Source organism: Roseateles sp., assembly GCF_019237615.1.
Classification (GTDB): Bacteria; Pseudomonadota; Gammaproteobacteria; order Burkholderiales; family Burkholderiaceae_C; genus Pelomonas.
On sequence record NZ_JAFAGT010000046.1, the window covers coordinates 19,960 to 27,820 of the forward strand.

A 7,861-nucleotide genomic window follows, 5' to 3' on the forward strand; every position below is an offset into this window, starting at 1 on the left:
GACTTGACTTGTATAGACAACTAGAGTCCGCCCCACTTTGAGGAGTACCCGATGACCGCCCTGCCCCGTCCCGTCAAGGCCCCCACCGGCACCCAACTGCATTGCAGGAGCTGGCTGACCGAGGCCGCCTACCGCATGCTGCAGAACAACCTCGACCCCGCCGTGGCCGAGAACCCGGACGCGCTGGTCGTCTATGGCGGCATCGGCAAGGCCGCGCGCAACTGGGATGCGTTCGACGCCATCTGCCAGTCGCTGCGCGAGCTGGGCGACGACGAGACGCTGCTAGTGCAGTCGGGCAAGCCGGTGGGCGTGTTCCGCACGCACCCGGACGCGCCGCGTGTGCTGCTGGCCAACTCCAACCTCGTGCCGGCCTGGGCCACCTGGGAGCACTTCCACGAGCTGGACCGCAAGGGGCTGATGATGTACGGCCAGATGACGGCCGGCAGCTGGATCTACATCGGCAGCCAGGGCATCGTGCAAGGCACCTACGAGACCTTCGCCGAGGCAGCCCGCCAGCATTACGGCGGCGTGGCCACCGGCCGCTGGATCCTCACAGCGGGCCTGGGCGGCATGGGCGGCGCGCAACCGCTGGCGGCCACGTTCGCGGGCTTCTGCTCGCTCAACATCGAATGCCAGCAGAGCCGCATCGACTTCCGGCTCAAGACCCGCTACGTGGACGAGCAGGCCGCCGACCTGGACGACGCGCTGGCGCGCATCCAGGCCCACACCGCCGCCGGCCGCGCCGTGTCCGTCGCGCTACTTGGCAATGCGGCCGAACTGCTGCCCGAGCTGGCGCGCCGCGGCGTCAGGCCCGACCTGGTCACCGACCAGACCAGCGCCCACGACCTCATCAACGGCTACTGCCCACCGGGCTGGAGCGTGGCGCAGTGGAAGGCCGCGGCTGCCGACCCGGCCCGCCACGCCGAACTGAAGGCCGCCGCCGCCGCCGGCTGCGCGGCGCATGTGCAGGCCATGCTGGCCTTCAAGGCGCAGGGCATCCCGACGGTGGACTACGGCAACAACATCCGCCAGGTGGCGCTGGACCAGGGGGTGAAGAACGCCTTCGACTTCCCCGGTTTCGTGCCCGCCTACGTGCGGCCGCTGTTCTGCGAGGGCAAGGGGCCGTTCCGCTGGGTGGCACTGTCGGGCGACCCCGAAGACATCCGCAGGACCGACGCCAAGCTCAAGGAGCTGTTTCCGCAGCACGCGGCGTTGCACCGCTGGCTGGACATGGCCGCCGAGCGCATCGCCTTCCAGGGCCTGCCGGCGCGCATCTGCTGGCTGGGCCTGGGCGAACGCCACATCGCCGGCCTGGCCTTCAACGAGATGGTCAGGAACGGCGAGCTGAAGGCGCCCATCGTCATCGGCCGCGACCACCTGGACAGCGGCTCCGTCGCCAGCCCCAACCGCGAGACCGAGGGCATGCGCGACGGCTCGGACGCCGTCTCCGACTGGCCGCTCTTGAACGCGCTTTTGAACACGGCCGGCGGCGCCACCTGGGTGTCGCTGCACCATGGCGGCGGCGTGGGCATGGGTTACTCGCAGCATTCGGGCGTCGTCATCGTCTGCGATGGCACGGATGCGGCCGCCAAGCGCTTGTCGCGCGTGCTGTGGAACGACCCCGGTACCGGGGTCATGCGCCATGCCGATGCGGGCTATGGCTCGGCCATCGCCTGCGCCAAAAAGAACGAACTGAACCTGCCTTCGCTATGAAACTCATCCCCGGACAACTGACCCTGGCCCAGCTCGCCGACATCGCCGCCGGCGGCACCGCGCTGGAGCTGGCCGACTGGAGCGCCGTCGACAAGAGCGCCGCCCTGGTGGCCGCCGCGGCCGCTGGCGATGCGCCTGTCTACGGCGTCAACACCGGCTTCGGCAAGCTGGCCAGCACGCGCATCGCCAAGGACCAGCTCAGCCAGCTGCAGCTCAACCTGATCCGCAGCCACGCAGTGGGCGTGGGCGCGCCGATGTCGCCGGAGGTCGTGCGACTGATGCTGGCCACCAAGGCCGGCAGCCTGGCGCGCGGCTTCTCGGGCGTGCGCCGCGTGGTCGTGCAGTCGCTGCTGGACGCCCTCAACGCCGGCTTCGTGCCCTATGTGCCGGCCCAGGGCTCCGTGGGCGCCAGCGGCGACCTCGCGCCACTGGCTCATCTGACGCTGGCGCTAATGGGCGAAGGCGAGGCGCTGGTTGAGGGTCGGCGTGTCCCGGCCCGCGACGAACTCGCGCGGCTGGGGCTGCAGCCGCTGACGCTGGCCGCCAAGGAAGGCCTGGCCCTCATCAACGGCACCCAGGCAAGCACGGCGCTGGCCCTGCATGCACTGCTGCGCTTCGAGGGCCTGTTCGCGACGGCGCTGGCCTCGGGCGCGATGACGCTGGACGCCGCGCGCGGCAGCGACGGGCCGTTCGACGCACGCATCCACGAGGTGCGCGGTCAGCCCGGCCAGATCGAGGTAGCGGCCGTCTACCGCGAGCTGCTGGCCGGCAGCGCGATACGCGCCAGCCATCGCGAGGGCGACGAGCGCGTGCAGGACCCCTATTGCCTGCGCTGCCAGCCGCAGGTCATGGGCGCCTGCCTGGACCAGGCCCGCCATGCGGCCGAGGTACTGGTGCGCGAGGCCAATGCGGTGACCGACAACCCGCTGGTGTTCGACGACGTGATGATCTCAGGCGGCAACTTCCACGCCGAACCCGTCGCGTTCGCGGCCGACAACCTGGCGCTGGCCATCGCCGAGGTGGGCGCCATCGCCGAGCGCCGCATTGCGATGCTGATCGACCCGGGGATCTCGCGCCTGCCGCCCTTCCTGACGGCCGACGCCGGCCTGCACAGCGGCTTCATGATCGCCCATGTGACGGCCGCGGCCCTGGCCAGCGAGAACAAGAGCCTGGCCCACCCGGCCAGCGTCGACAGCCTGCCGACCAGCGCCAACCAGGAAGACCATGTGTCCATGGCTACCTTCGCCGCTCGCCGCCTGCACGCGATGCTCGACAACACGGCCCACATCGTCGCCATCGAACTGCTGGCCGCGGCCCAGGGCATAGACTTCCTGCGCCCGCTGCGGAGCTCGGCGCCGGTGGAGGCGCTGCACGCGCGGCTGCGCACGGCCTGCGCCGGCAGCCCTGCCGACCATTACCTCGCGCCGGACATCGAGCGCGCCGCGGCCCTGGTGCAGGGCGGCGCGCTGAAGGCAGCGCAGGCGCCGGCGTTCTGAGCGATCCCGGGCGCTCTTCAGTAGCGCCCGGCCGCCCCCGCCACGCGCAGGAACACGTAGGCGAACCAGGCCACCACCGCGCGATGCAGCATGGCGCGCAGGCCGGTGCCGCCATGCTTGCCGACGCGGCTTGCGGCGGCGATGGAGGTCTCGATCTCGCCGGCCAGCCGGGCCGCGAAACCGGCATCCTCCACGACGACGTTGGCCTCCAGGTTGACGAGCAGCGACAGCGGGTCGATGTTGGAGCTGCCCACCGTGGCCCAATCCCCATCGACGACGGCGACCTTGGCATGCAGGAAGGCCGGCGTGTACTCGTAGATTTCGACGCCATGGCCCAGCAGGTCAGCGTAGAGGGCCTCGGCCGCCCAGCCGGCCAGCCGATAGTCCAGCTTGCCCTGCAGCAGCAGGCGCACACGCACGCCGCGACCGGCGGCCTTGCGCAAGGCCTGGCGGATGCGCTGGCCCGGGTAGAAATAGGGGCAGACGAGGTCGACGCTGGCCCGCGCGCCGCGGATGGCGTCCGCATAGGCATGCTCGATGGTGCGGCGTCGGCGCAGGTTGTCTCGGAGCACGAAGGCGGCACTGACGGGCCGCAAACGCGCCAGCGGCTGGTCCAGGCGCTGCGGGCCGCGCCAGAGCTGCGTCAGCCACAAGCCGAAGCGGCGGCGCAGCGGCACGTAGTCCAGCAGCGCGTCGTCGAAGTCGCGCCCCAGCCAGGCGCGCGACCAGATCGAGCGCACGCTCTGCGCCACCAGTTCCACCAGGCCGCCGCGCAGTTGCACGGCAAAGTCCAGCCGCGGCAGCTCGGTGCGGCCGTGGTGGAGGTCGATGCGGTCGTCGATGATGTTGATGCCGCCGACGAAGGCCTGCTCGCCATCGACGACGCAGAGCTTCTGGTGCAGGCGGCGCAGCTGTCCGGGCTGGAACCAGCGCCACCAGCGATCCATGGGGCGGAACACGGCCAGGGCAACGCCGCTGCCCGCAAAGCGGTCCTGCAGCGTCCGTATGCTGGCGCCGCTGCCGAAGCCGTCGACGACGAGGCGCACGCGCACGCCACGCCGGTCCGCAGCCAACAGCGCGTCAGCCAGCGCCAGCGAGGTCTCGTCGTGGTGAAAGATGTAGGTCGCCAGCCAGATCTCCCGGTGGGCACGGGCGATGGCCGCATGCATGCGCGGAAAGAGCTGGTCGCCGCCGCGCAGCAACTCGACCTGGTTGCCACCGACGAAGCCGGGGTCGACAGCGTGGTTGCGGCGGCGCTTCGCGCCCAGCCGCCTCACCGAGGCACCCTTTGCGCCACGCATTGAGCCCTTGGGGACGGTCGCGCGGGCCTCATTCGAGCGCCAGCTCCACGAGCAGCGGCAGGTGGTCGGACATGCGCGCCCAACTGGGGCCGCGGGGCACCTGCACGCCTGTGCAGCGCAGGCCGCTCATGTAGACGCGGTCCAGCGCGAACACCGGCAGCCGCGACGGGAAGGTGGACGAGCGCGAGCGCCCATGCGGCGCCACCGCGCGGCGCAGGCCATGGGCGCGCATGGACGGGTCCAGCCTTTCGCCCCAGTCGTTGAAGTCGCCGGCCACGAGCACGGGTGCACCTGTCGGCACATGCTCGCGCACAAAAGCCGCGAGGCGGTCGACCTGGCGCAGGCGGCTGGCATGGATCAGGCCGAAATGGGCCACGACGACATGCACCACCGCGCCCTGCCAATGCACCGGCACATGCAGCAGGCCGCGCTGCTCGAAGGCATGGTCCGACACGTCGTGGTGGCCGATGTCGCCCATGGGCCAGCGCGACAGCAGCGCGTTGCCATGCTCCCCGAACCGGGTCGTCGCATTGGTGCGGTAGGCCACCTCGTAGCCCTCGGGCGCGAGGAAATCGGCCTGCCCCTTCTCGGGCCAGCCGAACCAGGTGCGGTCGAAGTAGGCCGCCTCGCGGTGGTGGAACAGACGCACCTCCTGCAGGCAGACGAGATCGGCGTCCAGGGCCTCGACACCCATCTGCAGGTTGTGGATCTCCAGCCGTTTGGCCGGCCCCAGGCCGCGCACGCCCTTGTGGATGTTGTACGTGGCCACGCGCAGCACGTCGCCGGGCGCGTGGGGGCCAGGACGGGCGACGGATCTCATGGCGTGGCGATGGCGCCGAAGCGGGGCAGTTGCAGCACCGCCTCGGCATTGGACGGCGAGAAGCAGCGGTCGGCCGCCTCGTGCCAGGGCAGCCACAGCCACGACAGGTGCTCGCGAGGGGCCAGCGTCGGTGTCAACGCCGCGGGCAGCTGCAGTCCGAAGACATGCTCGGTGTTGCGCGTGACGCCGGGCGCGTAGCGGTGCCGCCACTGCGGGTAGATCTCGTAGACATTGGCGAGATTCCAGTCGCGCAGCTCGCCCCCCAGGGCCTCGATGTCAAAGCCCGTTTCCTCCAGCACCTCGCGGCGAGCGGTCTCGGCCAGAGGCTCGTCGGGACGGTCCAGCGAACCGGTGACGCTCTGCCAGTAGCCGGGATGGTCGGCGCGCTCGATCAACAGCACGCGCAGATCCGGGGTGTGGATGACGACGAGGACGGATTCGGGGATCTTGAAGGACGGGGCCGCGGACATGGCCACAGCATAGCCCCGGCGCGATCCGGCAGGCGCGTCGGCATGGTCCCACCGCCGCCGCTGGCGGCGTCCGAGGGCGTTATGCCTCAGACGACAAAATACTTATGAATCAACGGCTTACGATTACTCCTGGGGCGGCCTGAGAAAAGTCAGAAGCCCCGGGCTTCAGGGCGTCCGCTCAGGGTGCGGGCCCCAGGATGAAGCCATGAGGCGCGAAATTCGAATCGCAGCAGTCGCGGATTTGGTCGCGCTGCGACAGGCTCGCGACGAGTCGATGGAATCGTTCGCCGAGCGGGCGGGAGTTTCCGCCCAGGCCTTCCTGAACTTGGAAGCTGGCGTTGTTGGTGGACTGCACGTCAAGCAGCAATCGCTTTTTGCGCTTTGCGTATTCGGTGACGTTAAAGAAGACGGCACCCACGGAGCCCTTGCCTTTGGCTCACCATTCCCCTTGCCGGGCTGGCAAAGGACTTTCACCTCCGAGCAGGTGCGCCCTGCCGGGCGCACCCGAAGAAAAGCCCCGCCGTGGCGGGGCTCGCGTGCCGGGGCGGTAGCGCTTACTGCGCTGCGGCTGCCGCGTTGCGCAGGCGGATATGCAGCTCGCGCAGCTGCTTCTCGTCCACCAGCGACGGCGCGCCGGTCAGCAGGCATTGGGCGCGCTGGGTCTTGGGGAAGGCGATGACGTCGCGGATGGACTCGGCCTTGGTCATCATCGTGACGATGCGGTCCAGGCCGAAGGCCAGGCCGCCGTGCGGCGGTGCGCCGTACTGCAGCGCGTCCAGCAGGAAGCCAAACTTGATGCGCTGGTCCTCCGCGCTGATGTTCAGCGCCTCGAAGACCTTGGCTTGCACTTCCGCGCGGTGGATACGCACCGAGCCGCCGCCCAGTTCCCAGCCGTTCAGCACCATGTCGTAGGCCTTGGCGATGCACTTGCCCGGATCGCTGACCATCAGGTCCTCGTGGCCGTCCTTGGGCGCCGTGAACGGGTGGTGGACAGCCGCCCAGCGGTTGTTTTCCTCGTCGTGCTCGAACATCGGGAAGTCGATCACCCACAGAGGCGCCCAATTGTCTTCGAACAGGCCGTTGGCCTTGCCGAAGTCGCTGTGGCCCACCTTCAGGCGCAGCGCACCGATGGCGTCGTTGACGATCTTGGCCTTGTCAGCACCGAAGAAGATCAGGTCGCCGTCCTGCGCGCCGGTGCGCTTCAGCACCTCGGCGACGGCCTCGTCGTGCAGGTTCTTGACGATGGGCGACTGCAGGCCTTCGCGGCCCTTGGCCACTTCGTTGACCTTGATCCAGGCCAGGCCCTTGGCGCCGTAGATCTTGACGAACTCGGTGTAGGCATCGATCTCGCCACGGCTCATGGCCGCGCCGCCCGGCACGCGCAGCGCGACGACGCGGCCGCCCGGCGTGGTGGCGGGGCCGGAGAACACCTTGAAGTCGACGGTCGTCATCGCGTCGGTCAGCTCGGTGAACTCGAGCTTGACGCGCAGGTCGGGCTTGTCGGAGCCGAAGCGGTGCATGGCCTGCGCGTACTTCATGACCGGATAGTCACCCAGCTCGACGTTCAGCGCCTTGCGGAAGACATGGCGGATCATGCCCTCGAACATCGAGCGGATCTCCTCTTCCGTCAGGAACGAGGTCTCGATATCGATCTGCGTGAACTCGGGCTGGCGGTCGGCGCGCAGGTCCTCGTCGCGGAAGCACTTGGTGATCTGGTAGTAGCGGTCGAAGCCCGCCACCACCAGCAGTTGCTTGAACAGCTGGGGCGACTGCGGCAGCGCGAAGAAATGGCCGTCGTGCACACGGCTGGGCACCAGGTAGTCGCGCGCGCCCTCAGGCGTGCTCTTCGTGAGCATGGGCGTCTCGATGTCGACGAAGCCATGCTCGTCCAGGAACTTGCGAACCTCCATCGCGACGCGGTAGCGCAGCATCAGGTTGTTCTGCATGTAGGGACGGCGCAGGTCCAGCACGCGGTGCGTGAGGCGGGTCGTCTCGGACAGGTTGTCCTCGTCGATCTGGAAGGGGATGGGCACCGACGGGTTCAGCACCTCGATCTCGTGG

Annotated in this window: 7 protein-coding genes; 2 read left to right on the top strand and 5 right to left on the bottom strand. The window is 69.3% G+C overall.

The genetic code is table 11. The features are described 5' to 3' along the window. Positions 1-51 precede the first annotated feature (51 nt). Together hutU and hutH are read left to right on the top strand one after the other, a co-directional pair. Entirely contained in the window at positions 52-1,713 is a 1,662-nt protein-coding gene (hutU, locus tag JOY88_RS08260; protein ID WP_293501783.1) for a urocanate hydratase, read from the top strand. After that, entirely contained in the window at positions 1,710-3,209 is a 1,500-nt protein-coding gene (gene hutH, locus JOY88_RS08265; RefSeq protein WP_293501784.1) for a histidine ammonia-lyase, read from the top strand. The genes hutU and hutH overlap by 4 nt, the downstream gene beginning before the upstream one ends. 17 nt (positions 3,210-3,226) lie before the next feature. On the opposite strand, the gene clsB is transcribed toward hutH, so the two are convergent. From clsB to aspS, 5 genes are all read right to left on the bottom strand, one after another. Beyond that, positions 3,227-4,510: a cardiolipin synthase ClsB gene (gene clsB / locus JOY88_RS08270; protein WP_293501785.1), complete on the bottom strand. Its 1,284-nt coding sequence runs from the start codon at positions 4,508-4,510 to the stop codon at positions 3,227-3,229. A 28-nt stretch (positions 4,511-4,538) separates the two neighbouring features. Continuing rightward, entirely contained in the window at positions 4,539-5,330 is a 792-nt protein-coding gene (locus JOY88_RS08275; protein ID WP_293501786.1) for an endonuclease/exonuclease/phosphatase family protein, read from the bottom strand. Further along, positions 5,327-5,800 (bottom strand): dihydroneopterin triphosphate diphosphatase, encoded by a 474-nt coding sequence (gene nudB / locus JOY88_RS08280; protein ID WP_293501787.1) that lies wholly within the window; start codon positions 5,798-5,800, stop codon positions 5,327-5,329. The genes JOY88_RS08275 and nudB overlap by 4 nt, the downstream gene beginning before the upstream one ends. A 178-nt stretch (positions 5,801-5,978) precedes the next feature. Continuing rightward, positions 5,979-6,218 carry a hypothetical protein gene (locus JOY88_RS08285; protein WP_293501788.1) on the bottom strand — a complete coding sequence of 80 codons (240 nt, stop codon included), beginning with the start codon at positions 6,216-6,218 and terminating at the stop codon, positions 5,979-5,981. Between the two features lie 136 nt (positions 6,219-6,354). Then, positions 6,355-7,861, bottom strand: a 1,507-nt coding sequence (aspS, locus tag JOY88_RS08290) for an aspartate--tRNA ligase (protein ID WP_293501789.1), incomplete at its 5' end; no start/stop codon positions are given.

Coding starts and splice junctions, on each gene's coding strand:
- hutU (WP_293501783.1), top strand. CDS start 52: ATGACCGCCCTGCCCCGTCCCGTCAAGGCCCCCACCGGCACCCAACTG.
- hutH (WP_293501784.1), top strand. CDS start 1,710: ATGAAACTCATCCCCGGACAACTGACCCTGGCCCAGCTCGCCGACATC.
- clsB (WP_293501785.1), bottom strand. CDS start 4,510: ATGCGTGGCGCAAAGGGTGCCTCGGTGAGGCGGCTGGGCGCGAAGCGC.
- JOY88_RS08275 (WP_293501786.1), bottom strand. CDS start 5,330: ATGAGATCCGTCGCCCGTCCTGGCCCCCACGCGCCCGGCGACGTGCTG.
- nudB (WP_293501787.1), bottom strand. CDS start 5,800: ATGTCCGCGGCCCCGTCCTTCAAGATCCCCGAATCCGTCCTCGTCGTC.